25 protein-coding genes are annotated in these 23,428 nt (G+C 64.7%); 9 read left to right on the plus strand and 16 right to left on the minus strand.

Annotated features, from left to right (window positions below; genetic code table 11):
- Positions 1-2 precede the first annotated feature (2 nt).
- Both CH306_RS00330 and CH306_RS00335 read right to left on the minus strand, forming a co-directional pair.
- Positions 3-1,286 carry a thymidine phosphorylase gene (locus CH306_RS00330; RefSeq protein ID WP_094645342.1) on the minus strand — a complete coding sequence of 428 codons (1,284 nt, stop codon included), beginning with the start codon at positions 1,284-1,286 and terminating at the stop codon, positions 3-5.
- On the minus strand, positions 1,279-1,692 hold the full coding sequence (locus CH306_RS00335) for a cytidine deaminase (protein WP_032398212.1): 414 nt from the start codon (positions 1,690-1,692) through the stop codon (positions 1,279-1,281). The genes CH306_RS00330 and CH306_RS00335 overlap by 8 nt, the downstream gene beginning before the upstream one ends.
- A gap of 265 nt (positions 1,693-1,957) precedes the next feature.
- On the opposite strand from CH306_RS00335, the gene sdhC reads away from it, so the two are divergent.
- The 4 genes from sdhC to CH306_RS00355 are packed head-to-tail and all read left to right on the plus strand — an operon-like array spanning position 1,958 to position 5,372.
- Complete coding sequence (gene sdhC / locus CH306_RS00340; protein ID WP_082073728.1) at positions 1,958-2,368, plus strand: succinate dehydrogenase, cytochrome b556 subunit; 411 nt, start codon at positions 1,958-1,960, stop codon at positions 2,366-2,368.
- Positions 2,368-2,820: a succinate dehydrogenase hydrophobic membrane anchor subunit gene (locus CH306_RS00345; protein ID WP_032397462.1), complete on the plus strand. Its 453-nt coding sequence runs from the start codon at positions 2,368-2,370 to the stop codon at positions 2,818-2,820. The genes sdhC and CH306_RS00345 overlap by 1 nt, the downstream gene beginning before the upstream one ends.
- A 16-nt stretch (positions 2,821-2,836) precedes the next feature.
- Positions 2,837-4,588 (plus strand): succinate dehydrogenase flavoprotein subunit, encoded by a 1,752-nt coding sequence (gene sdhA / locus CH306_RS00350; protein ID WP_032397463.1) that lies wholly within the window; start codon positions 2,837-2,839, stop codon positions 4,586-4,588.
- A gap of 1 nt (position 4,589) precedes the next feature.
- Entirely contained in the window at positions 4,590-5,372 is a 783-nt protein-coding gene (locus CH306_RS00355) for a succinate dehydrogenase iron-sulfur subunit (protein ID WP_008718029.1), read from the plus strand.
- Between the two features lie 64 nt (positions 5,373-5,436).
- Here the strand turns inward: CH306_RS00355 and CH306_RS00360 are convergent, their stop codons facing one another.
- From CH306_RS00360 to CH306_RS00375, 4 genes are all read right to left on the minus strand, one after another.
- Positions 5,437-6,642: an acyl-CoA dehydrogenase family protein gene (locus CH306_RS00360; protein WP_094645343.1), complete on the minus strand. Its 1,206-nt coding sequence runs from the start codon at positions 6,640-6,642 to the stop codon at positions 5,437-5,439.
- A 96-nt stretch (positions 6,643-6,738) separates the two neighbouring features.
- The gene (locus CH306_RS00365; protein WP_094645459.1) at positions 6,739-7,521 is read right to left on the minus strand and encodes an ATP-binding cassette domain-containing protein; all 783 of its coding nucleotides are present in this window, start codon (positions 7,519-7,521) and stop codon (positions 6,739-6,741) included.
- 2 nt (positions 7,522-7,523) lie between these two features.
- Positions 7,524-8,582 carry an ABC transporter permease gene (locus CH306_RS00370; RefSeq protein ID WP_094645344.1) on the minus strand — a complete coding sequence of 353 codons (1,059 nt, stop codon included), beginning with the start codon at positions 8,580-8,582 and terminating at the stop codon, positions 7,524-7,526.
- 29 nt (positions 8,583-8,611) lie between these two features.
- Positions 8,612-9,616, minus strand: coding sequence for a substrate-binding domain-containing protein (locus CH306_RS00375; protein WP_094645345.1), 1,005 nt, complete (start codon positions 9,614-9,616; stop codon positions 8,612-8,614).
- A gap of 213 nt (positions 9,617-9,829) precedes the next feature.
- Here CH306_RS00375 and CH306_RS00380 point away from each other — a divergent pair, with 213 nt between their 5' ends.
- From CH306_RS00380 to CH306_RS00390, 3 genes are read left to right on the plus strand one after another with little or no spacing between them, the layout of a single operon-like run.
- Entirely contained in the window at positions 9,830-10,150 is a 321-nt protein-coding gene (locus CH306_RS00380; RefSeq protein WP_052050084.1) for a hypothetical protein, read from the plus strand.
- 24 nt (positions 10,151-10,174) lie between these two features.
- Positions 10,175-11,644: a sensor histidine kinase gene (locus tag CH306_RS00385; protein WP_094645346.1), complete on the plus strand. Its 1,470-nt coding sequence runs from the start codon at positions 10,175-10,177 to the stop codon at positions 11,642-11,644.
- Positions 11,629-12,291 carry a response regulator transcription factor gene (locus CH306_RS00390; protein ID WP_032397466.1) on the plus strand — a complete coding sequence of 221 codons (663 nt, stop codon included), beginning with the start codon at positions 11,629-11,631 and terminating at the stop codon, positions 12,289-12,291. The genes CH306_RS00385 and CH306_RS00390 overlap by 16 nt, the downstream gene beginning before the upstream one ends.
- Positions 12,292-12,327: 36 nt before the next feature.
- Here the strand turns inward: CH306_RS00390 and CH306_RS00395 are convergent, their stop codons facing one another.
- Positions 12,328-12,702: a hypothetical protein gene (locus CH306_RS00395; RefSeq protein WP_094645347.1), complete on the minus strand. Its 375-nt coding sequence runs from the start codon at positions 12,700-12,702 to the stop codon at positions 12,328-12,330.
- A 240-nt stretch (positions 12,703-12,942) separates the two neighbouring features.
- On the opposite strand from CH306_RS00395, the gene CH306_RS00405 reads away from it, so the two are divergent.
- Entirely contained in the window at positions 12,943-14,253 is a 1,311-nt protein-coding gene (locus tag CH306_RS00405) for a D-alanyl-D-alanine carboxypeptidase family protein (RefSeq protein ID WP_094645349.1), read from the plus strand.
- 22 nt (positions 14,254-14,275) lie between these two features.
- Here CH306_RS00405 and yhjD read toward each other — a convergent pair whose 3' ends face one another.
- The 9 genes from yhjD to CH306_RS00450 form a co-directional block, all read right to left on the minus strand.
- Positions 14,276-15,295 carry an inner membrane protein YhjD gene (gene yhjD, locus CH306_RS00410; protein ID WP_045200025.1) on the minus strand — a complete coding sequence of 340 codons (1,020 nt, stop codon included), beginning with the start codon at positions 15,293-15,295 and terminating at the stop codon, positions 14,276-14,278.
- A gap of 64 nt (positions 15,296-15,359) precedes the next feature.
- On the minus strand, positions 15,360-16,400 hold the full coding sequence (gene trpS, locus CH306_RS00415) for a tryptophan--tRNA ligase (RefSeq protein WP_032397468.1): 1,041 nt from the start codon (positions 16,398-16,400) through the stop codon (positions 15,360-15,362).
- Positions 16,401-16,471: 71 nt separating this feature from the next.
- Positions 16,472-17,278: an exodeoxyribonuclease III gene (locus CH306_RS00420; RefSeq protein ID WP_082074005.1), complete on the minus strand. Its 807-nt coding sequence runs from the start codon at positions 17,276-17,278 to the stop codon at positions 16,472-16,474.
- Positions 17,279-17,349: 71 nt separating this feature from the next.
- Positions 17,350-18,252 carry a membrane protein insertase YidC gene (gene yidC / locus CH306_RS00425; protein ID WP_094630130.1) on the minus strand — a complete coding sequence of 301 codons (903 nt, stop codon included), beginning with the start codon at positions 18,250-18,252 and terminating at the stop codon, positions 17,350-17,352.
- Between the two features lie 63 nt (positions 18,253-18,315).
- A complete protein-coding gene (locus tag CH306_RS00430; RefSeq protein WP_141214722.1) occupies positions 18,316-18,654 on the minus strand; it encodes a DUF6412 domain-containing protein in 339 nt (112 codons plus the stop codon).
- Between the two features lie 62 nt (positions 18,655-18,716).
- Positions 18,717-19,001 carry a DUF6412 domain-containing protein gene (locus CH306_RS00435; protein WP_094630129.1) on the minus strand — a complete coding sequence of 95 codons (285 nt, stop codon included), beginning with the start codon at positions 18,999-19,001 and terminating at the stop codon, positions 18,717-18,719.
- 40 nt (positions 19,002-19,041) lie between these two features.
- Positions 19,042-20,472, minus strand: a complete 1,431-nt coding sequence (locus CH306_RS00440; protein WP_094645350.1) for a DUF4153 domain-containing protein — start codon at positions 20,470-20,472, stop codon at positions 19,042-19,044.
- Positions 20,473-20,559: 87 nt separating this feature from the next.
- Positions 20,560-21,534 (minus strand): HAMP domain-containing sensor histidine kinase, encoded by a 975-nt coding sequence (locus tag CH306_RS00445; protein ID WP_094645351.1) that lies wholly within the window; start codon positions 21,532-21,534, stop codon positions 20,560-20,562.
- On the minus strand, positions 21,531-22,205 hold the full coding sequence (locus CH306_RS00450) for a response regulator transcription factor (protein ID WP_094645352.1): 675 nt from the start codon (positions 22,203-22,205) through the stop codon (positions 21,531-21,533). The genes CH306_RS00445 and CH306_RS00450 overlap by 4 nt, the downstream gene beginning before the upstream one ends.
- 172 nt (positions 22,206-22,377) lie before the next feature.
- Here CH306_RS00450 and CH306_RS00455 point away from each other — a divergent pair, with 172 nt between their 5' ends.
- Positions 22,378-23,421, plus strand: a complete 1,044-nt coding sequence (locus CH306_RS00455) for an ABC transporter substrate-binding protein (RefSeq protein WP_094630126.1) — start codon at positions 22,378-22,380, stop codon at positions 23,419-23,421.
- The last annotated feature ends 7 nt before the right edge of the window (positions 23,422-23,428 follow it).

Genomic DNA, 23,428 nt, shown 5'->3' on the forward strand with positions numbered 1-23,428 from the left:
TGCTACCGGCCGATGCGGTCGATCACGAGGGGCCTCGGCTGCGGGGCCGTGGCCCCTATCTCCCAGCTGGATTCGAGTGCCTGCTGCGCATACTCGAAGCGCTCGGGAGTGTCGGTGTACAGCGTCGCCAGCCGATCTCCTGCATGCACCCGATCGCCAGGCTTGGCGTGCAATCGGACACCGGCGGCGGCCTGCACCGGCTCACCCTGTCGCTCGCGGCCCGCGCCCAGCCGCCACGCCGCCAGTCCGACGCCCATCGCGTCCAATCCGGTGACGACACCGTCGGTGGCGGCGGTGAAGTCCTGGCTCTCGCGGGCGACGGGTAGTGCGGCATCGGGATCGCCGCCCTGCGCGGCGATCATCGTTCGCCACCGATCCATGGCCGAACCGTCGGCGAGTTTGTCGGCGGGGTCGATGCCCTCGATCCCGGCCGCGGCGAGCATCGTGCGGGCCAGCGTGATCGTCAGCTCGACGATGTCGGCCGGCCCACCTCCGGCGAGTACCTCCACCGATTCCTCGACCTCGAGCGCGTTGCCCGCGGTGAGCCCGAGCGGGGTGTCCATCGCGGTCAGCACCGCCAGAGTTCGTACGCCCGCGTCGGTTCCGAGCTCGACCATCGCGGTCGCGAGTTCGCGTGCGTCGTCGACGTTCTTCATGAACGCGCCTGCACCCACCTTGACGTCCAACACGAGCGCCCCGGTGCCCTCGGCGATCTTCTTGCTCATGATCGAACTGGCGATCAACGGGATGGATTCGACCGTTCCCGTCACGTCTCGTAGGGCGTAGAGCTTCTTGTCGGCGGGGGCCAGATCGGCACCGGCAGCGCACACGACAGCACCGATCGCCGGATCGGCCAGGATGCGGTGCATCTCGTCGCCGCTCAGATCCGCCCGCCACCCGGGGATCGACTCGAGCTTGTCGAGCGTTCCGCCGGTATGGCCCAGTCCTCGACCGGACAGCTGCGGCACAGCGGCCCCGCAGGCGGCGACCAGCGGAGCCAGCGGCAGCGTTATCTTGTCTCCGACACCACCGGTCGAATGTTTGTCGACGGTGGGCACCGGCAGCGTCGAGAAGTCCATTCGTGTGCCCGACGCGATCATCGCGTTCGTCCACGTACCGAGCTCGCGACGCGACAGTCCGCGCCACAGAACGGCCATCGCGAGAGCCGACATCTGTTCCGGCGCGACGGATCCGCGGGTGAACTCCGCGATCACCCATTCGATCTGTTCGTCGTCGAGAACCCGCCCGTCGCGTTTGGCGCTGATGATCGATACGGCGTCAGGCATGGTTGTTCACGCGTCCTTCGTCGAGGTTGTCGGGGCCGAAAGCATTCGGGAGCAACTCTGCCAGTCGAGCCGGTCCCGAGACGGTGTCGACGAGCAGATCCGGGCCGCCGAACTCGTACAGCAGCTGTCGGCATCGCCCGCACGGCATCAGAATTTCACGTCGGGAATCGCAGCACGAAAAGGCCACGAGTCTGCCGCCGCCGGTCGTGTGCAGGTTCGAGACCAACCCGCACTCCGCACACAGCCCCAAACCGTATGAGACATTTTCCACATTGCACCCGGTGACTATCCGATTGTCGTCCACCAGAGCTGCGGCTCCGACCGGAAAGTTCGAGTACGGGGCGTAGGCACGGCTCATTGCCTCATGAGCATTGTCGCGCAACGTCTTCCAGTCGATTTCGTTCATGGTGAACCATCCAATCACGGTGTCTGAATTGATGCAGAGATCCGGCCGAAAGTGCCTGCGGCAATTGGGAAGGCAAACCTAACACCGGATTTCGGCAGCGTACGAACCTCGAGTCGAATTAGTTCCGTGTTTCGAATGGGTTTACAGTTTCGAGTAAGCGGCTAGTACAACCAGCACTAGGGCCGAATCGCGACAAATCGAGCCAGGCAAGACCGGCCACCGGGGCTCGATGCGTCCACCAACGACGTTGGAGGCATTGCACTCGATGAGTAGCACGACGGAAGTCGCTCCGGTCAAGGAGCGCAAGCGGTCTCTGTACCGCGGGGATCCGGGCATGTGGTCCTGGGTTCTGCACCGCATCACTGGCGTGTTGACGTTCTTCTTCTTGTTCGTCCACGTCCTCGACACGGCGATGGTTCGGGTCAACCCCGAGACGTACGACGCCATCATCGAGACCTACAAGACCCCGCTCGTCGGCCTGATGGAGATCGGCCTCGTCGCGGCTGTGCTGTACCACGCGTTGAACGGCATCCGAGTGATGTTGATCGACTTCTGGTCCAAGGGACCGCAGTACCAGAAGCCGATGCTGTGGGCGATCGCAGTGGTCTGGCTCGTCGTCATGATCCCCGGCGCGGGACGAATCTTCTACAACATGTTCACGGCGGGTGGTCACTGATGTCGACGCAGGGTCCCGAGGCGAAGGTCCTCGGCACGAACTACGACCGTCCGGCCAGCTTGGCCAACCCGCGTTCGCCGCGGCGCCAGAGCAAGGGCAACTTCGAGCTCTACGCATGGCTGTTCATGCGCTTCTCCGGCCTGGCACTCGTCGTGCTCGTGCTGGGCCACATGTTCATCATGCTCATGCTCGACGACGGTGTGCACCGCATCAACTTCGCATTCGTCGCCGGTCGCTGGGCCAGCCCGTTCTGGCAGTTCTGGGACCTGACGATGCTGTGGCTGGCGCAGCTGCACGGCGGCAACGGCCTGCGCACGATCATCGCGGACTACTCCCGCAAGGACTCGACGCGTTTCTGGCTGACCACGCTGCTGGTGCTGTCGATGATCCTCATCATGGGCGTCGGCACCTACGTCATCTTCACGTTCGATCCCAACATCACGGCGAGCTAAGGACACTGACGCTTACATGCAGGAACATCGTTACGACGTACTGATCGTCGGCGCAGGCGGTGCCGGTATGCGTGCTGCGATCGAGGCCGGACCCCGTGCTCGGACAGCCGTACTGACCAAGCTCTACCCCACGCGCTCGCACACCGGCGCTGCTCAGGGTGGCATGTGTGCCGCACTGGCCAATGTCGAGGAAGACAACTGGGAGTGGCACACGTTCGACACCGTCAAGGGCGGCGACTACCTCGCCGACCAGGACGCGGTGGAGATCATGGCCAAGGAAGCCATCGACGCAGTTCTCGACCTCGAGAAGATGGGTCTTCCGTTCAACCGGACGCCCGAGGGCAAGATCGATCAGCGACGCTTCGGCGGTCACACCCGTGACCACGGCAAGGCTCCGGTCCGTCGTGCGTGCTACGCAGCCGACCGCACCGGCCACATGATTCTGCAGACGCTCTACCAGAACTGCGTCAAGCACGACGTCGAGTTCTACAACGAGTTCTACGCACTGGATCTGTGTCTGACCGAGACCGACGACGGTCCCGTCGCAACCGGCATCATCGCCTACGAGCTCTCCACCGGTGAGCTGCACATCTTCCACGCGAAGTCGATCATCTTCGCCACCGGCGGCTCGGGCCGGATCTACAAGACCACCTCCAATGCCCACACCCTCACCGGTGACGGCATGAGCATCGTGTTCCGCAAGGGTCTTCCCTTGGAGGACATGGAATTCCACCAGTTCCACCCGACAGGTCTCGCAGGCCTGGGCATCCTCATCTCCGAGGCCGTACGAGGCGAGGGCGGCATCCTGCGAAACGAGTCGGGCGAACGCTTCATGGAGCGCTACGCACCGACCATCAAGGACCTCGCGCCCCGCGACATCGTCGCGCGCTCGATGGTGCTCGAGGTGCTCGAAGGACGCGGCGGCGGCCCGAACAAGGACTACGTCTACATCGACGTCACGCACATCCCCGAGGAAGTTCTCGACGAGAAGCTCCCGGACATCATGGAGTTCTCCCGCACGTACCTCGGTGTCGACCCCGTCAAGGAGCCGGTGCCCGTCTACCCGACGTGCCACTACGTCATGGGTGGCATACCCACCAAGATTCGCGGCGAGGTTCTGCGCAACAACGAGGACATCGTTCCCGGTCTCTACGCGGCCGGAGAGTGCGCCTGCGTCTCCGTGCACGGAGCCAACCGTCTCGGCACCAACTCGTTGCTCGACATCAACGTCTTCGGGCGTCGTGCCGGCATCGCCGCCGCCGAGTACGCGAACTCGGTCGACTTCACCCCGCTCCCCGAGGAGCCGGCGAAGATGGTGCAGGACTGGCTGGAGCTGATCCTCTCCGATCACGGCCACGAGCGCGCAGCCGACATCCGGACCGAGATGCAGCAGTCGATGGACAACAACGCATCGGTGTTCCGTACGGAAGAGCGTCTCGAGACGGCGCTCAAGGATGTCCGCGCCCTCAAGGAGCGGTACAACAAGATCACCGTCGAGGACAAGGGCAAGCGCTACAACAGCGACCTGCTCGAGGCCATCGAACTCGGCTTCCTGCTCGAAATGGCGGAGGTCACGGTCGTCGGCGCACTCAACCGCAAGGAATCGCGCGGCGGACACGCTCGCGAGGACTACCCCGAGCGCAACGACGCCGAGTACATGAAGCACACCATGGCCTACAAAGAGGGCGAAGGTCTGCTCACCGAGATCCGCTTGGATTACAAGCCGGTAATCCAAACCCGCTACGAGCCGATGGAGCGGAAGTACTGATATGAGCGCACCCACCCTGGACAAGAAGTCCAACGAGTCCGATCTGCCGCCCGTCCCCGAGGGCGCGGTGATGGTCAACCTCAAGATCGCGCGCTTCAATCCCGAGAGCGGTGACGGTCAGCGCTGGGACACCTTCCAGGTCCCCACCCTGGCCACCGACCGTCTGCTCAACCTGCTGCTGTACGTGAAGGGCTACCTGGACGGCACGCTCACGTTCCGTCGCTCGTGCGCACACGGAGTCTGCGGCAGCGACGCGATGCGTATCAACGGTGTCAACCGTCTCGCCTGCAAGGTGCTCATGCGCGACATGCTCCCCAAGGACTCGTCGAAGACGCTGAACATCACCATCGAGCCCATCAAGGGTCTGCCGGTGGAGAAGGACCTCATCGTCGACATGGAACCCTTCTTCGACGCCTTCCGCGCCGTGAAGCCGTTCCTGATGACGACCGGTAACGAGCCGACCCGTGAGCGGATCCAGTCCGCAGCGGACCGCGCCCGGTTCGACGACACCACCAAGTGCATCCTGTGCGCGTGCTGCACCACCTCGTGCCCCGTGTTCTGGAGCGATGGCAGCTACTTCGGTCCGGCCGCCATCGTCAACGCGCACCGGTTCATCTTCGACAGCCGTGACGAGGGTGCAACCGAGCGTCTGGACATCCTCAACGACGTCGAGGGTGTGTGGCGCTGCCGCACCACCTTCAACTGCACCGACGCGTGCCCTCGCGGCATTCAGGTGACCAAGGCCATCCAGGAAGTCAAGCGCGCGTTGCTCTTCGCACGCTGACACCGTCTCGCACCGACGCCGAACGCCCCTTCGCACACGCGAAGGGGCGTTCGGCGTTCGTCGGTCAGACGAACGCGCCGAAGCCCGTCACTCCGCGGCCGACGATCAGGTTGTTGATCTGCGCGGTTCCCTCGTAGGAGTACAGGGCCTCGGCGTCGGCGAAGAATCTGATGACGTCGTGCTCGATGAGAATTCCGTTGCCGCCCAGAATCTCTCGGGCCCAGGCGACGACCTCGCGCAGCCGCGTCGTACAGAACGTCTTCGCGAGCGCCGCATGCTCGTCGTGGTGGACGCCGTTGCCCTGCAACTGAGAGACACGGATCGCCATCCCGAGCGAGGCGGTGATGTTGGCCGTCATGCGTGCGATCAGGTCGGAGATCAGCTGGAACGACGCGATCGGGGATCCGAACTGTTCGCGTTCGCGCGCATAGGCCACCGCCCGCTCGTACGCGCCCATCATCACGCCCACCGCCTGGAACGCCACTCCTCCGCGGGTCAGACGGAGCACCTTCGCGGTATCGGCGAACGAGTTGGCGTCGGCCAGCTTGTTGGCGACCGGGACTCTGCAGTTCTCCAGATGGATGTCCGCGTTCTCGACCGCGCGGAGCGAGTACTTGCCCTCGATCTTCTCGGCCCGGAACCCCTCGAATCCCTGCTCGACGACGAAACCCTTGACCTCACCGTCGGCCTCGTCCTTGGCGAACACGATGGTCAGGTCTGCGAAGGTCGCGTTGCCGATCCAGCGCTTGCTGCCGTTGAGGATCCAGTGATCACCGTCGAGGCGAGCTGTGGTCTCGAGTCCGCCTGCGACGTCGGAGCCACCGTGCGGTTCGGACAGTCCGAACGCGCCGATCTTCTCCATTCGGCGCATGGCGGGCAACCATCGTTCGCGCTGCTCCTCGGACCCGAGAATCGAGATACTGCTCATCGCCAGCGAACTGTGCACGCTGAACATCGTTCCCGTGGACGGATCGACCCGGGCGAACTCCATTTCGAGCCAGCCGGTGAGCAGCTTGCGTGAGGCCTTGCGATCATCGAACGCGTAGCCGAGACCGGCGATCTCGAGTTCGGCGATCTTCGGCATCAGGTGCACCGGAGAGGTGGCCTTCTCCCAGAATTCGTTCGCCCGCGGCGCGACCTCGTCCTGCAGGAACCGGCGGGTACGCAGGACCACCTCGGTCTCGGTGTCGTCGAGCATGCTCTGGTACCCGTAGAAATCGGATTCGAGAAAGTCCGGCGCCAGTGGTCCGAGGGGCTCGTGCTCGCTCATGTTCGGCTCCTTCGTCTGGTGCCTCCGTCGGGCACCGCTACCGAACTTCTACCCGCCGCGCCCGATTCTCACGCATGCAACCGCCGCCCCGAGATGTCAGCGACGTAGTTCGTCGGAGAGGGTCGCCAGTTCGTCGCCGCCCGCCATCTCTGTGGTGAGGTCGTCGAGCGAGATGTCCTCGTGCGCACAGTCCAACGTCTGACGTCCACGATCGAGGAGGACGAAGTGATCTCCGACCATGTACGCGTGATGCGGATTGTGAGTGATGAACACGACGCCGAAGCCTTTCTCCCTGGCCGCCGAGATGTACCGGAGAACCATGCCGGACTGTTTGACGCCGAGAGCGGCGGTCGGCTCGTCGAGAATGAGTACTCGGGCACCGAAGAAGATGGCCCGAGCGATGGCCACGCACTGACGTTGGCCACCGGACAGTGAGCCGATGGGGGCATCGACATCGGGCAGATCGATACCCATCTTGCGGAGTTCGTCGATGGTTCTCGCGCGCATCGCGTTGGTGTCGAGGGTCTTGACGACCTTGCCCCTGCGCAGCTCCTGACCGAGAAAGAAGTTGCGCCACACCGGCATCAGGGAGACGACGGCGAGGTCCTGGTAGACCGTGGCGATGCCCTGGTCGACTGCCTGCTTGGGCGAGCCGAACGTGGTTGCGGTGCCGTCGACGAGCAGTTCCCCCTCCGACTGCTTGTGCAGCCCGGACATGATCTTGATCAGAGTGGACTTGCCTGCGCCGTTGTCACCGAGGACGCAGGTGACCTCACCGGCACCGACGCGGAGGTCTATCCCGCGCAGCGCGATGATGTTGCCGTAGCTCTTGCCCACGCCCTTCAGTTCGATGAGGGGCGTGTTGTCCGAGGACGTCATGGTCACCTTTTCGCCGCGTAGTTGCGGAAGGAGCTGTTCGCGATCACTGCGAACAGCAGCATCGCGCCGAGGAAGAACTTGAACCAGTCAGGGTTCCAGCCTGCATAGACGATGCCCTGGTTGGTCATGCCGAAGATGAACGCTCCGATGAACGCACCGACGGCCGTGCCGTATCCACCGGTGAGCAGGCATCCGCCGATCACGGCGGCGATGATGTAGAGGAACTCGTTGCCCACGCCCTGACCGGACTGAACGGTGTCGAAGGCGAACAACAGGTGCATGCCGACGAACCAGGCGCAGAAGCCGACGAACATGAACAAGCCGATCTTGACCCGAGTGACCGGGACACCGACCGCACGGGCCGATTCCTGGTTGCCGCCGACAGCGAAGATCCAGTTACCGGTACGGGTCTTCATCAGCACCCAGGTCGCGGCGAGGGTGAACACGATCCACCAGACGACGGTGATGCGGACCGAGACCCCCAGCAGCGAAAACGAGGACGAGAAGACCGCCCTGGCCGAGTCGAATCCCTCCATGTCCGAGATGGACGGAGTGGCGACCTGGCCGGTGACGAGCTTGGTGACGGCGAGATTGATGCCGGTGAGCATCAGGAACGACGCCAATGTGATCAGGAACGACGGAATTCTGGTCGTCATCACCAGGTATCCGTTGAAGAACCCGACCGCCAGTGCCAGCACCAGCGCCAGCGCCGAGCCGGTCCAGACGTTCAGATGCAGGTTGTAGGCCAGCATGGAGGCCATGATCGAGGAGAACGTCACCGCAACCCCGGTGGAGAGGTCGAATTCACCGCCGATCATCAACAGCGAGACACCGATCGCCATGATGCCGATGGTCGAGGACGCGTACAGCACGGTGGCGAGAGCCTCGGGCGACCGAAACGGCGGTGCCACGATGCAGAAGAAGACGAAGATGGCGACCGCGCCGAACAGCGCCCCGACCTCCGGGCGAATCAGTAACCGCTGCAACGGCTTCTGCTTCTTGACCCGCTCGTCCGCTGTCACGGTGTGTTCGGACAGAGCCGGATCGGCCTGTGTGGACATGAGATTCCTTCCGCGCCGAGGCGACGCACTCAGCGTGTGCCGTTTCGGGCGTACTCGGCGACCGCGCCGATATTGGTCGTGTCGATGAACGCGGGACCGGTCAGCACCGGGGTACCGCCACCGATGGTGTTGCCGTTGTTGAGGTAGAGCCACAGCGAGTCGATCGCCAGGTAACCCTGCAGGTACGGCTGCTGATCGATGGCCCACGCCACGTCGCCCGACTCGATCGCATCGACGAGTGCGGCATTGGTGTCGAACGTGACGATCGTGGCGTCGCTGCCCGCATTGTTCTTGGACTGCACGGCCGTCAGAGCGATCGGAGCGGCCAGCGCGATGACGTGGTCGATGCTCGGGTCCTGCTGCAACTTGGCCGTGATGGTCGACTCGACGGACGGCATGTCCTCGCTGTTGACGTTCAGGATCTCGGTGGTGCCACCGGTGAAGCCCTGCCTGACCCCGGCGCAGCGAGCCTCGAGTGCCACGGCACCCTGCTCTTGAATGATGCACAGGGTCTTTCGTGCACCGTCCTCGGTGAGGCGAGCCCCTGCAGCCTGTCCGGCGATGGTCTCGTCCTGACCGAAGTACTGCTGCACTCCCATGTTCTTCCAGGAGTCGTAACCGGAATTGAATGCGACCACCGGAATGCCTGCGGCGGTTGCCGTCTCGACCGAGGGTGCCATCGCGTCGGGCTTGGCGAGGGTGACCGCGATGCCGTCGACCCGGGAATCGATCGCGCTCTGGACGAGGTTGGCCTGGTTGGGTGCCTCCGGATCTGCCGAGTAGCGCAGTTCGATGTTGTCCTTGGCCGCGGCGGCCTCGGCACCTTTGCGCACCAGATCCCAGAACGTGTCGCCGGGAACCTCGTGCGTGATCATCGCGATCGTTGCCGACGGCGTGTCGGCCACGCCCGCGTTGTTTCCGTCGTCGGAGGAGCGAGGAGCACCGCCGGTGCTCGAACAGGCAGCGACGGTCAGAGCCGCGACCGCACAGACCGCTCCGATCGCGATCGGCCCGCGCCTTTGCCGAAACCTCATTGCACTTCCCTTTCCAACAACCGGCTCTCGAACGACCGACGAATCCACCCCGCCGACCTGATCACTGTAAGAAACGATCGGTACCCGCCACGCATCTTCGACGATTATTCGTCAGGCGACGAAACCGGTGTGCGCAGCACCGGACCTCGGACATGAGAGAACTCTCATCTCCGATTCACGTGGCCACAATCCGCCGTCATCAGACTCGTCCGTGTGCGAACCATCATCGTCTCGGCCCTGGGACTGCTCACCCTCGCCGTGCTCGTCGCAGCAGTGCTGACGACTCGATCGACGGGCGAGCAGAGCCCGTTGCCCGCACCCATCGTTGCACCCGCTGCACCCGTGCAATCCGCCCCGGGTACTCCGGGGTCCGTTCCCCCTGCACCGGGACCGGGCGGCGCCGCGCCCAGTAGCGCCCCCACCCCCGCGCCACAGCCGGTGGCACCGGACGGATTCGTGCCCCCACCGCCGCTGCCGCCTGCCGACTGGGACGATGACTTCGACGACGACTGGGATGACGATGACGACGACTGACCCTGCTGCGAGACCGACCACGTGATGCGGACGCGACTGCTCGCCCTGCGCCCGACGAGCGCTCGGAGCAGGATCTTCTCGTGGGTACTGCTGTTGGTGCTGGCATCTCTCGCGGCCGTCACCGTCACCACCTGGCTGCTGATGATCCGCGCGACCGACAATCGCATGCGCGAATCTCTGCGCACCGAGATCGCCGAGTTCACCACCCTCACCGACGCAGGCGTCGATCCGGGAACCGGCGCACCGTTCGACGACATCAACGACGTTCTCCGCGTGGTGATCACCTACAACCTCGCCCGCCCCAACGAGAAGTTCCTGGGTTACGTGGACGGTGCGTTCGCCGTACAGAGCAGGCAGCAGGCACCGGTGCGACTGTCCGACGACACCGGCTTCACCGCCGAGGTCGGCTCCGTCACCGCACCGGTCGAGGGTTCGTATTCGAGCGCGGCAGGCGAAGTGGTGTACCTCGCGGTGCCGGTCTCGCTGGCGGGCGACCCGGTGCCGGGCGTCGTGGTCGCCGCCTACTTTGCCGATCAGGAACGCGCCTCGGCCGACGAGACCGCGACCCTGATGCTCGTCGTCGGTGGCGTCACCTCGGTGCTGGCCGCAGTAGGGGCATGGTTCGTCGCGGGCCGCATCATGTCGCCGATCAGACACATCGCCGCCACCGCCAGAACGATCACCGAGACCGACCTGTCCGGCCGAATCACCGACGCCAGAACGACGGGTCCAGGCGACGACATCGCAGACCTGATCGACACCCTGAACTCGATGCTCGACCGCATCGAGTCCGGCGCGGCGAGTCAGCGCCGATTCCTCGACGACGCCGGCCACGAGCTCCGCACTCCCATCACCATCGTTCGAGGTCATCTCGACGTGCTCGACCACGGGGACCCCGCCGACGTTCGAGATACCGTCGCGCTCGTCGACGACGAACTCGATCGGATGAATCGACTCGTCGCCGACCTGTTGTTGCTCACCCGGGCCGACCAGACGAGCTTCGTCACGCCGGTGGACACCGATGTCGACGCCCTCACTCGAAGCGTGTTCGAGAAGGTGACCACCCTCGCCGACCGGGAATGGGTGCTGGAGGCGAGCGCAACGGTCCACGCGCCGCTGGATGCGCAACGACTGACCCAGGCACTGCTGGCGTTGGCGGACAACGCAACTCACCACACGATCCCCGGCGGTCGTGTCGGCATCGGATCGCAACTGTCCGACGGTGACATCCGCTTCTGGGTCACCGACTCCGGCCCGGGAATCGAGCGTGACGAGCAGGAACGAATCTTCGAGCGCTTCGCCCGCGGCCGCAACGGAACCAGACGCACCGAGGGTGCGGGGCTCGGATTGTCCATCGTCACCGCCATCGCACAGGCCCACCGTGGGCGAGTCAGTGTCGGCAGCGCTCCGGGGCACGGGGCCACGTTCACCATCACGATTCCCCTGCCCGATTCCCCTCCCCCACAGAAGGATCGACCATGGCCCGCATCCTGATCGCCGAAGACGAACCCCGGATCGCTTCGTTCGTCCACAAGGGGCTCAGGGCGAGCGGTTTCAGCACGACGACGGTCTCCGACGGCAGGTCCGCGTACGAACACGCCCGCAGCGGTGACTTCGATCTGGTGGTACTCGACATCGGCCTGCCGATCATGGACGGTTTCGAGGTACTGCAGCGACTGCGCGGAGAGCAGTGCGAGATACCGGTGATCGTGTTGACCGCACGCGACAGCGTCCAGGACGTGGTGTCCGGTCTCGAGACCGGTGCCGACGACTACATGGCGAAGCCGTTCCGATTCGAGGAACTGCTGGCGCGCATCCGAGTTCGCCTGGGCACCAAACGAACCGTCGACACCACTCAGCTCGCGGTCGCCGACCTCACCCTCGACCTGCGTACCCGGCGGGCCGTGGTGGGAGACCGCACCGTCGACCTGTCCGCCCGCGAGTTCGCCCTGGCCGAAACCTTCATGCGCCACCCCGGACAGGTCCTCTCACGAGAGCAACTCCTGTCGCAGGTGTGGGGCTACGACTTCGACCCTGGATCGAATGTCGTCGACGTCTACGTCCGCTACCTCCGAGCGAAATTCGGTGCCGCACGAATCGAGACCGTCCGCGGCATGGGATACCGACTGTCCGAGACATGAGTGGCGTCGGCCGGTGCCGACGCCACCGATCGAGCATCAGTCGTCCCGATCGTTGTCGTCGTTGTCATCTTCCAGATCGTCGTCGTCCAGATCGTCGTCGAGGTCGTCGTTGCGATCGTCCCAGTCGTCGTCACGACCGTCCAGATCGTCGTTGCGGTCGTCCCAGTCGTCGTTGCGGTCGTCCCAGTCGTCGTCGTAGCGGTCGTCCGGGATCTGGGTCGGCTCGGGCTGCTGGGGAGCTGCCGGCGGGTTCGGAGCCGAATCTGCCTCCGGCAGCGGCTGTTCCACCGAGATCGAGGACGGGCGCTGCTGGGTGGGGTCGTCGTCGGCGATCGCGAGTGCGCCGACGCTTCCGAGGGTGACGACAACGGCTGCTGCACCGACGATCATGAACTTTCCTGGCATTCTCATGTCTGCTCCTTCGATCCGAGTTCTGTGGGCCACCGTTTCGGTGATGACTCAACGATCGCGGTCGAACGTGAGAAGCGAAGGAGCACAACATGAGCGAGTTCTCATACTCGCGACGGGCTCGTGGGTCGACGTTCGTCCGTTGCCGGTGACGATGTCGGGACGAGAACCAGGGTGGTTCGGGTGATGCTCGCCGGTGGGTCGCCACGTCGACCGACCCCCGAGCGCCTATGGTGATTCGCGATGAAAAGGATCAGAAGTTTCGCGGCTGTATGTGCGGTATCGATTGCGCTCGTCGGAATCGGTGCTGGACCTGCCCTGGCACAGCCGGCCGCCGAGCCTCCGGTTCCGACGACGACACCGCCGTTCACGACGCCGGACACCGACAGCTGCCCGTTCGCCGCGTCACCGCCCCCGGCGATCGATCTGTCCGAGGTACCGGCACCTGGAAGCACTGCCCCGCAACCACTCCCGATTCCCGCCGAGGCCGTCGGCGGCGACCGGCTCGCCGAATGTGGGGCGGTGCTGCCGGACGGGGCTCCCCCGTTGCCTGCCGATATCTCGGCCACCGGGTTCGTGGTGGCCGACATGGACTCCGGCTCAGTACTGGCCGCCAAGGATCCGCACGGTCGGTACCGGCCGGCGAGCACTATCAAGGTGCTGCTTGCGATCGTCGCCCTCGACGAGCTGGATTTGAACTCTCGTATCACCGCGACCGCAGAGGACGCCGACGCCGAGGGCAGTGCCGTCGGCATCGGGAAGAACGGTGTCTACACCAATCTCGAATTGATGCAGGGTCTGGTGATGGCATCGGGAAACGATGCAGCACACGCGTTGTCCAGGCAGTTGGGCGGGGAAGCGGCCACCGTGGACAAAATGAATGCCAAGGCCGCAGAACTGGGTGCGCTCGACACGCGCACCGCCACGCCGTCCGGTCTCGACGGTCCCGGCATGGCGAGCTCGGCCTACGACCTGGCGTTGATCTACCGCGCGGCCATGCGCAATCCGACCTTCGCGCAATTGATTTCGACCGAAACCGTTCAGTTTCCCGGCTACCCGAGGGACCCAACGATCCCGGACGACCAAGACCGACCCGGGTTCGCCCTCTCCAACGACAATCAGCTGCTCTACAACTACGAGGGAGCTCTCGGCGGCAAGACCGGGTACACCGACGATGCGCGCCAGACATTCGTCGCAGGAGCAGAGCGGGGCGGCAGGCGTCTGGTCGTGACGATCATGAAGGGTGACGTGTTGCCGATCCGGCCGTGGGAGCAGGCGGCCCGCCTGTTGGACTACGGGTTCGCGCTCGATTCCGGCCGCGGCGTCGGCGAACTCGTGGAGCCGCGATCGACATCCGCGGTGACGAGTACGCGCACGCCCGCGGCCGGTCCGACGCTCGCCCAGCCGCCCGCATCGGCGTCCGGGTCGAGCTCCCGCCAGTCGGAGATGCAGGCCCAAGGCGACACCGTCGTTCGCATCGCGATCGGTGTCATCGGTTCGATCGTGGTGATCGGGCTGCTGTGGGGAGCTCGACGGCTGTCACGCAACCGCTGAGCCGGCTCGACCGACAGAGCGATCAGCGGCGTCTGTTGCGCAATCCTGCGACGCCGAGCGCAGCGAGGGCACCGGCACCCACCAGCGCCAGACCGCCCGTCACACCCGGCCCTTCGCTGACCTCGACCCTGGTGTTGATCACCGCCGGCTCCGGTGCCGGAACATGCGCCTCGGCGAGGCTTTCGCGAGTGGTCGCAGCGAACGCCGTGGAGAACAGCACCAGCCGTGACGTCGTGAACACGAACACCAGCAGACCGATGATGGGTCCGAAGACCACCCCTGCTGGGCCACTCGTCACCGAGGCCAGGTAGATGGCACCGAGCTGCTTGAAGATCTCGAACCCGACGGCAGCGAGCAAGGCTCCTTTGGCTGCGCTGTGCCACGAGACCGGCTCGCGCGGCAAACGCGAGATCACCCAGGTGAACAACGCCCAGGTACCTGCAAGCGCGAGAAGAATCGAGAAGACGCGCAGGGCCACGCCCACTCCCGGGACGGAATCGAGATTGGCCCACTCGAGAATGCTGCGCATCAGCCCACCTCCGGCCAGTGCCGACAACGCCAACGACAGCACCAGCGCGGTCCCAAGCCCCAGCAGCGCAGCGAAATCCTTGGCCTTGGTAGCCAGAAATCCACCCTGCTCGTGCTGGCTCTCCCACATGGCGGTCAGTGCCTCGCGCAGGTTCGCGATCCAACCGAGACCCGCATACAAGGCACCGAGCAGACCGATGATGCCGACACTGGTCCGTGACTCGATGGCCGTCTGGATCAGCGAATTGATCGTCTCGCCGAAGCTGCCGGGCACGTTCTCGGCAATCTGCGACTGGATCTCGGCAAGCCACTCGGGCTGATTCACCAGCACGAACCCAGCGATCGCGAAGGCGACCATCAGCAGTGGGAACAAGGCCAACACACTGAAGTACGTCATGCCTGCCGCGTAGTAATCGCCCTTCTGACCCTGATACCGCTGTGCCGCAACAACAGTGTGATCGAGCCAGGGCCACCGTTTGCGTCGGTCTTCGAGGATCGCCTTGAAATCTGGCATGGCACTCACCTTCTCGCTGTCGTCGCCTGCTGTCGGATCGTGTCGCCGCGGTGTGCCGTAGATGCTATGCACCCGGCGGCAGGAAACCCACCCTGTCGTAGACCTGAGCGAGCGTTCGACTCGCCACTTCCCTGGCTCGATCCGCACCGGCCGCGAGGATGCGATCGAGTTCGGCCACATCGGCCATGAACCCGTCCATCCGCTCCCGCAGGGGAACGACGAACTCGGTCAGAACGTCGGCGGTGTCGGACTTGAGGTCGCCGTACCCCTTACCTGCGTACCCGGCAACCAGATCGTCGATGCTCGCGCCCGACAGGGCAGACTGAATCACCAGCAGGTTGCTGACGCCCGCCTTGTTCTCCGGATCGAACACGATGTCGCGTTCGTTGTCCGTCACGGCCGAACGAATCTTCTTCGCCGACACCTTCGGATCGTCGAGGATGTTGACGATGCCCGCCGGATTCGACGAGGACTTGCTCATCTTCGCGGTGGGATCCTGCAGATCGAAGATCTTCGCGGTGCCCTTGATGATGTGCGCATCGGGCACGACGAACGTCTTCTTGAACCGCGTGTTGAAACGCTGTGCCAGATCGCGAGTCAACTCGAGGTGCTGCCGCTGATCCTCACCCACGGGCACCAGGTTCGGCCGATAGAGCAGGATGTCGGCGGCCTGCAGAATCGGATAGGTGAACAGTCCGACGCTGGTGTGATCGCGACCCTGCTTGGCGGACTTGTCCTTGAACTGCGTCATCCGCGCAGCTTCACCGAATCCGGTGATGCAGTTCAGAACCCACGCCAACTGTGCATGCTCGGGCACCTGACTCTGCACGAACAGCGTCGACTTCTCCGGATCGATGCCCACGGCGAGCAACTGCGCTGCGGCCACACGGGTACGGCGACGAAGCTCCTTGGGATCCTGCGGCACGGTGATCGCATGCAGGTCCGGGATGAAGTAGAACGCATCGAACTCGTCCTGCAACTCCACCCAGTTCCGCACCGCACCCAGGTAGTTACCGAGATGGAACGAATCGGCAGTCGGTTGGATGCCGGAGAGCACCCGCCGACGCGGACCCTGCGGAGTGTCGATGGAGTCGGAAGAAGACATGATGCAATCTTTTCACGACCCCATCGACGCCCACTTCCTGCCTGCCGAGATCGTCACCCGCAGGCTCCGCTCTAGCGATAGCGCACGGTTACCGGAGCATGATCGGACCATCGCTGGTCGTACGCCTCGGCCCGCTCGGTGATCGCTTCCTTGGCACGCTCGGCCAGATCACTGGTGGCCAACTGATAGTCGATCCGCCAGCCGGCGTCGTTGTCGAAGGCCTTGCCGCGGTAGGACCACCAGCTGTACGGACCCTCGACACCCGGGTGCAGCACCCGGACGACATCGGTCCACGGGGCCTTCTCGGCGAGCAACCGCGACACCCACTCCCGTTCCTCGGGCAGAAAACCGGAGTTCTTCCGGTTGGTCTTCCATGCCTTCAGATCGGCCTCGGTGTGTGCGATGTTCCAATCGCCGCAGACCACCACATCGCGATTCTCTGACTTCGCGGACTTGGCCGTCTTCGCCAGGTACTTCGCGAAAGCCGCCATGAAACGTTCCTTCTCGTCCTGACGCTCGGTACCCACCTCACCCGACGGCAGATACAGGCTGGCCACGGTGACGTCGCCGAAGTCGGCTTCGATGTAGCGACCGGCATCGGCGAACTCGACGGCCCCGATACCGGTACGAATGGCATCGGGAGCCGCCTTCGACAGCAAGGCCACCCCGTTGCGGCCTTTCGCGGACGGCTCCGCCGAGGCCAGATGCCATCCCGCATCGAGGGCCGGGGCCAGCGCCTTGGTCAGTTCCCCGTCGTTGGCGCGGGTTTCCTGCAAGCAGATGACGTCGGCATCGGTGGCCTCGAGCCACGGCAGCATGCCCTTGCGAACAGCAGCGCGAATTCCGTTGACGTTGACAGTGGAGACAGTGATCGGCACGCCGACGACGGTAGCGGAGCCCACCGACACACGGGACGTGGGCTGCACATCGAGGTCGTTCCCGCAGGCTCCTACCGTCGCCTCGGCTTTGCCCCTGGTTTCGGGGCGGTGACCACCGATGTGACCTCCGGCGAGATACTCGGTTCTCGGTCGATGCGTCGGTAGACGAGGTGCTGTTGGGCATAGGTCCAGATGTTGTTGCTCACCCAGTACAACAACACCGCGACCGGAAGCACGGGCCCGCCGACGAGCACGCCCGCCGGGAACACCCAGAGCACGAGCTTGTTCATGATCGCGGTCTGTGGGTTGGCGAGCGCCGCTGCGTCCTGCCGGGCGACGGACGCCCGCGAGTTCATGTGCGTGGCCACCGCAGCGACGATCATCAACGGGACCGCCACGAACGCGATGCTCCACACCGACGGCACTCCACCGAACGGACCGAAGGCCTCGAGCACCTCCCGAGAACTGTTGACGGCCGCAGAGATCGGCGCGCCGAACAGGCGTGCGTCGAGAAAGGACTGCACATCGGCGGTGCCGAATACGTAATTCGCAGTGTTCGCATTCTCCTGCGCCGTCATACCCAGATGACCGAATCCGGTTCCGGTTCGATTGAACGAGCGCAGCACGTGCAGCAGACCGATGAAAACCGGGCCCTGCGCCAGCAGGGGCAGGCACCCCATCAACGGGTTGAAACCGTGCTCCTGCTGCAACTTCCGAATCTCGGCGGCCTGCCGAGCACGGTCCCCGGAGTATTTCTTCTGTACGGCCTCGATCTGTGGTCGGAGCCTCTTCATGGCGAGCTGCGAACGAATCTGGCCGACGAACGGCTTGATCAGCAGCGCCCGAAGTGTGAACACCAGGAATATCACCGCCAGGGCCCAGGCGACACCGTTGTCGGGGCCGAGCACGGACCCGAAGACTCGGTGCCAGAACCACAGCACGGCGGAGACGGGATAGTAGACGAAATCGAGCATGGTGGAGCACCTCACTGTGAGAGAAGTCGGTCGGTTGGCGTCTCGACCGGATCTCGCAGTGGCTCAGACGAAGTGGAGCCACCGGTCCGGTCCACGGACCGGACCGGGTGCTCTGGGCATGGGGCGACCTGGCGCATCGGGTTGCTGTTGCCTGCGGAACGATCCCCGAAGTCGCCGCCCGTCGGCGCCTGCAGCGCACGACGACAGCGGTGCGATCAGTGCGAGGTCGGACGGCGCACCGAGCACGACCAGGGACGCCGCGACCAGCGCACCGAACATCGCTATCTGTGCGGCGGGTTGGGCGTCGACGACGGCAAAGACGACGAGCAGGACGGCCAGGACGCCGACCAGCGTCCCGGCGTAGCGTCGAATCGCCATGTGGACAGGTCGAGAATCGAGCATCTTCGGTTCCTCGTGACAGCCTCGCGGACAACGGGTTGCGAAGGCGTGGGGGAACTTTCGAGCTACAGTGCCCCCACCGGCATACCGGGCGCGCGCGGCTGCGGGCGTCCAGGGGCATCCGGTCGATGTTGACGCCGGAACGCACCTCGACGGTGGCGTTCCTCTGCGGCGGGGCCGATAATCGGCAGCAGGCGCAGCAGTGCCGGAACATCGACGCGGTGCGCGAGCAGCATCAGCGTCGTCAGTGCCGCAACGAGAAGCAGGGCGAAATCTGCGGTTGCGGTCGGCATCGTCAGGTGCAGCGCCACGAGAAGCAGCGAGGTGACGACCATGCTCTGGTATCGCATCGCGCACCTCCCTGGTGTGTCACTGAACCCGAGTCGTTGCTCAGGGTACAGATACCGAGGGGTCCGTGCACAGGTGCCAGGTGTCGCCGACGATGACCGGACCGCGGGCCCGTACACACGGACGCACGTACTTCGGCAGTCGGTCGAGCTCCGCGTCGGCGTCGGCCGACAACCCACCCACGTAGGACGTATCGATGCGTCCGGTCTGCTCGAAGCGATCGACGTTGTGCCGAGCGATGTACGCATCCGGGTTCAGGGCGGCCAGCGCGAGCACGGTCAGAACTGCACCGACGCCCACGGCTCTCGGTAGCCAGCGCCCCGACATCCGCACGCCCGACACCAGAACCAGTACGAACACCGATCCCAGCCACCACTCGACAGCCGTGACGAACAACCTGAGCGTCGTGTAGCCGTACTGCTGCTCGTACAACGACATTCGATGCAGGGCCGACGCAACGATCACCGACGACAGCAGGCACAGCGCTCCGAGCAACGCCCGCAGTGCGATGCGATCTCCCCGGTCTTCTCGTCGAGCCTTCGCGACCGTCACAGCGATGACGAGCAGTGTCAGTACCGTGACCGCGAGCAATTGCCAGAAGCCCTGTCGGGCGTATTCGGCATTGGTCAGACCCTCGGTGGTGAGGACGTGTCCCTGCCCGCCGAACAACGTCGGCACCTGAAACCCCACGAACACGGCAAACAGGGCCACCACCGCCCCGAGCGGAACCATCCACTCCCACAACTGCACTGTTCGACGCGGCGACGGTGCGAGCCGATCGAACCGAGGCGGATGCAGCGCGACGTAGGCGACGGCGAGCGCACCTGCTGCGGTGAGAACGAAAACGACAATGCGCCCGACGACGGACGCGGCATCGAACTCGGGTGTCACCGCACTCAGCGCATCCGCAAAACGCTTGTCGGCCGCACCGAACAACGCCGCGAACACGACGAGCAGCGCGATCGTGACAACCGAGACCATGCCTATCCGCGCCGGCCGTGGCCCTTCCAGATCGATCGAATTAGCTCCGCGTCGGGTCCACCGAGCCACGCGCACCGGCAGAAACACCGGTACCAGAGCGCCGAGTGCGATTCCCGTCCACGTCCAGGCACGAGAGAGGACCACCACCGCGACCACGATGGCGAGCGTCGTCGACATCGTCACGATCCACTCGGCCGCTCTCAGCGCAGACACGCTCGCCAATGCCATCACTCCTGCCGCCCCTGCCCATTCCCACCGCGTGAGCCTGCCGCTGCGCGCTGCGAGCACGACGGCCACGAAGGCGAGGGCAGTGATCAGCACACCGAATGTGTTGTTCACCAGCGTCACCGAACCGATCAGCCCGGCGACAGCGGCCCCGATCAGCGCCGCACGGGGAGCCTGCGCATACCTCAGCACCGGCCAGGTGCGAGGCCCCCAGAAGGAGTGACCGTGCTTCGCTGTCGGATGAACCGGAGTGTCGATCGTGGTCATGGCGCTTCCTTCTTCTGTGTTTCGGCATGGAAGGTCGGCGGCTGCGGTACGGGGACATGCAGTCGCGGTTCGGATGGATCGAGCAAGTCAGTGTTCGGGGATGGCCACTCTGATGTGGCAGCCGAATTCGCTGTCGAGAACTTCGATGGTTCCGCCGTGCAGTTCGGTGGCCCAGCGGGCGATGCCGAGGCCCAGACCTGTTCCGCCGTCGGTGGATCCGCCGCGGGTGAATCGGTCGAACACCGCATGGCGATCGGCGAGCGCGATGCCTGGACCCTGGTCGACGACGTCGAATGCATACGCTCCGCCGATCCGATGGGCCCGTATCGTCACGGTGCTCGAATGGGGGGAATGCCGCACGGCGTTGTCGACGAGGTTGGTGATCACCTGTGTCATGCGAGATCGGTCGGCCACCACAGTCGAATCACCGGGCGAGACGACGATCGACACACGTTCGCGGTGCACGGCTGTCGCATCCTCGAGGAATTGCCGCACTGCGAACTCCTCCGGGGCAATGGTGAGCACACCGCCCTCCACCCGCGACAGGTCGAGCAGTTCGCTGACCAGATCTCCGAGTCTCTCGGTTTGGCGCAGCGCCACCGCCAGCGTCGCGGGATTCGGCTCGGTCACCCCGTCGACCATGTTCTCGAGCACGGCACGCAACGCAGCGATGGGCGTCTTCAACTCGTGCGAGACATTGCCGATGAGTTCGCGGCGGTACTTCTCGGCTGCTTCCAGATCACTCGACATGGTGTTGAACGCCAAGGCCAACTCCCCCACCTCGTCCCTGGATGTCGCCCGCACTCGCGTCGAATAGTCGCCTCGCGCCATCGCTTTGGCGGCCGAAGTCATCTCGCGCAGTGGTGACGTCATCCCGTGGGCGACGAATTGGGTTGCGGCCAAGGACACGACGAGCGCGGCGAGGAGGGTGTAGCGAAACTGCCAACCCGCCCCGATCCAGAACACGACGCTCGCGAGGACCAACACTGTGCCCACGACGAGCGAGACCTTGAGCTTGAACGACCGCAACGGATCCAACGGTCGCGGCAGCATTCGCGTCATCGCGGAGACTCCACGGCGTAGCCCACGCCGTGCACGGTGCGAATGAGATCGCCACCGAGTTTGCGCCGCAACGCTTTGACGTGAGAATCGACCGTCCTGCTACTGGCCGAATCGTCCCAGCCCCACAGTTCCGACAGCAGGGTTTCACGCGAGACGGCGGTGCGCGGCCGCGCGGCCAGATAGGCGAGGATGTCGAATTCCGTTCTGGTCAAATGGATGTCGCCGGAGGGATCGGTAACCCGCCGTTCCCGGTGGTCGATCTGCACGTCACCGATTCGAACTGCCTGTGGTTCGACGGCCACCGCACGCTCGGCACGCCGAACCAGGGCGTGTACGCGAGCGACCAGCTCGCGCATACTGAACGGCTTGCCCAGGTAGTCGTCCGCGCCGACGCCCAGGCCGACGAGCATGTCCGTCTCGTCGGACTTGGCCGTCAACATCAACACCGGCACCGGGCGGGACGCCTGAATCCGGCGACACACTTCGAGCCCGTCGAACCCGGGCAGCATCAGATCGAGCACCACCACGTCGGGATCGATCCGGGCGCACGCGTCGACGGCGGACGGGCCGTCGACGGCCGTGACGACCTCGTACCCTTCGCCGCGCAGCCGGGCAGCAACGGCCTCGGAGATCGTGGGCTCGTCGTCGACGACGAGAACTGTGCGGCTCATGAGAATCGACCCTAGAGGGCGCACGTGGAGGAGCCCGTCGGGAAATGTGGAGGTTCGGTGAAGGTTCGAGCAGCTCGTTTGCCGTCGCGGGGCCAGGCGGACTCGGTGGCGCGCTGAAATTAGGGTCGGCTACCCTTCCCGGTGTTAGCCAACCCTTACGAAAGGCGTCTCGATGCTCATCCGACCTCTTCACCGAACCTGGGCGGTGTGCGCGATTGCGCTGACCACCGCGGGAATGCTGACTGCGTGCTCGAGTTCCGCCGACGAGGCACCGCCGACGGCCGGTGGCGCGTCCGTTTCGGCGGCGTTCCCGGTGACGATCGAGCACGCGTTCGGTGAGACCGTAGTCCCGGACGAGCCCACTCGCGTCGTGGTGGCCGGGTACACCGAGCAGGACACGGTCCTGGCACTCGGCGTGATACCCGTCGGGGTCACCGAGTGGTACGGCAACCAGCCGTACGCCACCTGGCCGTGGGCCCAGGCAGCGTTGGGCGACGCACAGCCCGAGGTGCTCTCGAACGACGACGGATTCGAGACGGAGAAGATCGCCGCACTCGAGCCCGATCTGATCATCGCCACCAACGCAGGTCTCACGGCGGAGAGCTACAGCACGCTCAGCGACATCGCGCCGACGCTCGCACAGTCCGACGCATCGACTGCCTACTTCGAACCCTGGGACATCCAGGCCGAGAAGATCGGCCGTGCACTCGGAAAGAAGTCCGAGATCGACGCATTGATCGAGGGCGTGAACCAGAAGTTCGTCGACGCTGCGGCCGCCCACCCCGAATTTGCCGGCAAGAAGGCGATCTTCCTCCAGAACGCGTTCTACGAGGGCAAGGCGATCGCGTACCAGGACGGGTTGAGCACGGACTTCCTGACGAAACTGGGCTTCGTCATCCCGGATGACATCGACGCGTACGTGCCTGCCGACGGCAGTGCGCAGGCGAGCATCCCGCTGGAGAACCTGTCGGTTCTGAACGCGGCCGACGTGTTGATCTGGGGAACCGAGGAGCCCGGCGACCGCGCACAGTTGGAGAAGGAAGCGGTGTACAACGCACTCGAGCCGGTGAAGGACGGCAACCTCGTGTTCACCGACGGTGTGACGGCAGGAGCGATCTACTTCACCAGCGTGCTCAGCCTGCCGTACGTGATCGACAAGCTCACCCCGGCACTGACCGAAGCTCTCGGGGGAACTGCCGCGACCATCACCGGCTGATTCGGCG

Origin of the sequence: Rhodococcus sp. 15-725-2-2b (assembly GCF_002259075.1) — a bacterium.
GTDB lineage: Bacteria > Actinomycetota > Actinomycetes > Mycobacteriales > Mycobacteriaceae > Rhodococcoides.

What these genes read in the sequence shown, in the direction of transcription:
- CH306_RS00330 (WP_094645342.1), bottom strand. Translation starts at nt 1,286, where the DNA reads ATGCCTGACGCCGTATCGATCATCAGCGCCAAACGCGACGGGCGGGTT.
- CH306_RS00335 (WP_032398212.1), bottom strand. Translation starts at nt 1,692, where the DNA reads ATGAACGAAATCGACTGGAAGACGTTGCGCGACAATGCTCATGAGGCA.
- sdhC (WP_082073728.1), top strand. Translation starts at nt 1,958, where the DNA reads ATGAGTAGCACGACGGAAGTCGCTCCGGTCAAGGAGCGCAAGCGGTCT.
- CH306_RS00345 (WP_032397462.1), top strand. Translation starts at nt 2,368, where the DNA reads ATGTCGACGCAGGGTCCCGAGGCGAAGGTCCTCGGCACGAACTACGAC.
- sdhA (WP_032397463.1), top strand. Translation starts at nt 2,837, where the DNA reads ATGCAGGAACATCGTTACGACGTACTGATCGTCGGCGCAGGCGGTGCC.
- CH306_RS00355 (WP_008718029.1), top strand. Translation starts at nt 4,590, where the DNA reads ATGAGCGCACCCACCCTGGACAAGAAGTCCAACGAGTCCGATCTGCCG.
- CH306_RS00360 (WP_094645343.1), bottom strand. Translation starts at nt 6,642, where the DNA reads ATGAGCGAGCACGAGCCCCTCGGACCACTGGCGCCGGACTTTCTCGAA.
- CH306_RS00365 (WP_094645459.1), bottom strand. Translation starts at nt 7,521, where the DNA reads ATGACGTCCTCGGACAACACGCCCCTCATCGAACTGAAGGGCGTGGGC.
- CH306_RS00370 (WP_094645344.1), bottom strand. Translation starts at nt 8,582, where the DNA reads ATGTCCACACAGGCCGATCCGGCTCTGTCCGAACACACCGTGACAGCG.
- CH306_RS00375 (WP_094645345.1), bottom strand. Translation starts at nt 9,616, where the DNA reads ATGAGGTTTCGGCAAAGGCGCGGGCCGATCGCGATCGGAGCGGTCTGT.
- CH306_RS00385 (WP_094645346.1), top strand. Translation starts at nt 10,175, where the DNA reads ATGCGGACGCGACTGCTCGCCCTGCGCCCGACGAGCGCTCGGAGCAGG.
- CH306_RS00390 (WP_032397466.1), top strand. Translation starts at nt 11,629, where the DNA reads ATGGCCCGCATCCTGATCGCCGAAGACGAACCCCGGATCGCTTCGTTC.
- CH306_RS00395 (WP_094645347.1), bottom strand. Translation starts at nt 12,702, where the DNA reads ATGAGAATGCCAGGAAAGTTCATGATCGTCGGTGCAGCAGCCGTTGTC.
- CH306_RS00405 (WP_094645349.1), top strand. Translation starts at nt 12,943, where the DNA reads ATGAAAAGGATCAGAAGTTTCGCGGCTGTATGTGCGGTATCGATTGCG.
- yhjD (WP_045200025.1), bottom strand. Translation starts at nt 15,295, where the DNA reads ATGCCAGATTTCAAGGCGATCCTCGAAGACCGACGCAAACGGTGGCCC.
- trpS (WP_032397468.1), bottom strand. Translation starts at nt 16,400, where the DNA reads ATGTCTTCTTCCGACTCCATCGACACTCCGCAGGGTCCGCGTCGGCGG.
- yidC (WP_094630130.1), bottom strand. Translation starts at nt 18,252, where the DNA reads ATGCTCGATTTCGTCTACTATCCCGTCTCCGCCGTGCTGTGGTTCTGG.
- CH306_RS00430 (WP_141214722.1), bottom strand. Translation starts at nt 18,654, where the DNA reads ATGCTCGATTCTCGACCTGTCCACATGGCGATTCGACGCTACGCCGGG.
- CH306_RS00435 (WP_094630129.1), bottom strand. Translation starts at nt 19,001, where the DNA reads ATGCGATACCAGAGCATGGTCGTCACCTCGCTGCTTCTCGTGGCGCTG.
- CH306_RS00440 (WP_094645350.1), bottom strand. Translation starts at nt 20,472, where the DNA reads ATGACCACGATCGACACTCCGGTTCATCCGACAGCGAAGCACGGTCAC.
- CH306_RS00445 (WP_094645351.1), bottom strand. Translation starts at nt 21,534, where the DNA reads ATGACGCGAATGCTGCCGCGACCGTTGGATCCGTTGCGGTCGTTCAAG.
- CH306_RS00450 (WP_094645352.1), bottom strand. Translation starts at nt 22,205, where the DNA reads ATGAGCCGCACAGTTCTCGTCGTCGACGACGAGCCCACGATCTCCGAG.
- CH306_RS00455 (WP_094630126.1), top strand. Translation starts at nt 22,378, where the DNA reads ATGCTCATCCGACCTCTTCACCGAACCTGGGCGGTGTGCGCGATTGCG.